The organism is Haemophilus haemolyticus (assembly GCF_003493685.1).
Lineage (GTDB): Bacteria > Pseudomonadota > Gammaproteobacteria > Enterobacterales > Pasteurellaceae > Haemophilus > Haemophilus haemolyticus_O.
The window spans coordinates 1-1,189 of the sequence record NZ_QQJW01000024.1 but is presented as its reverse complement, the minus strand read 5'-3'; the positions used below and the strand labels follow the sequence as shown (position 1 = coordinate 1,189).

The following is a 1,189-nucleotide window of genomic DNA, read 5'->3' as shown; positions in this document are numbered from 1 at the left end:
CTGATGCCGCAGCTTCGGTGCTATATTTCAGCCCCGTTACATCTTCCGCGCAGGCCGACTCGACTAGTGAGCTATTACGCTTTCTTTAAATGATGGCTGCTTCTAAGCCAACATCCTAGCTGTCTAAGCCTTCCCACTTCGTTTCCCACTTAATATAGACTTTGGGACCTTAGCTGGCGGTCTGGGTTGTTTCCCTCTCCACGACGGACGTTAGCACCCGCCGTGTGTCTCCTGAGTATCACTCTTTGGTATTCGTAGTTTGCATCGGGTTGGTAATCCGGGATGGACCCCTAGCCGAAACAGTGCTCTACCCCCAAAGGTGTCCGCTCAAGGCTCTACCTAAATAGATTTCGGGGAGAACCAGCTATCTCCCGGTTTGATTGGCCTTTCACCCCCAGCCACAAGTCATCCGCTAATTTTTCAACATTAGTCGGTTCGGTCCTCCAGTTAGTGTTACCCAACCTTCAACCTGCCCATGGCTAGATCACCGGGTTTCGGGTCTATACCTTGCAACTAGACGCCCAGTTAAGACTCGGTTTCCCTTCGGCTCCCCTATTCGGTTAACCTCGCTACAAAATATAAGTCGCTGACCCATTATACAAAAGGTACGCAGTCACCCTTTCAGGCTCCCACTGCTTGTACGTACAAGGTTTCAGGTTCTATTTCACTCCCCTCACCGGGGTTCTTTTCGCCTTTCCTTCACAGTACTGGTTCACTATCGGTCAATCAGGAGTATTTAGCCTTGGAGGATGGTCCCCCCATCTTCAAACAGGATATCACGTGTCCCGCCCTACTTCTCGTTAACTTAGTACCACAGCCTGGATGTCGAGTACGGGGCTATCACCCTGTGTCGCTAAGCTTCCCAGCTTATTCCTCTATCTCTGCTGTTATCATTAACAGGCTCTTTCGCTTTCGCTCGCCGCTACTGACGAAATCTCGGTTGATTTCTTTTCCTCGGGGTACTTAGATGTTTCAGTTCTCCCGGTTTGCCTCACTTACCTATGAATTCAGTAAGTGATAGTAGATTCTTCATCTACTGGGTTTCCCCATTCGGATATCTTGGATTAAACGCCTCTTATCGACTCATCCAAGCTTTTCGCAGATTAGCACGTCCTTCTTCGCCTCTGATTGCCAAGGCATCCACCTTGTACGCTTAGTCACTTAACTATACAACCTCAAATGTTTTCAA

Annotated in this window: 1 rRNA gene; it reads right to left on the bottom strand. The window is 48.9% G+C overall.

The annotated features are described in order from the left end of the window. Positions 1-1,167: ribosomal RNA gene (locus DV434_RS10555) — 23S ribosomal RNA — on the bottom strand; the annotation flags it as partial. Positions 1,168-1,189: the final 22 nt, after the last annotated feature.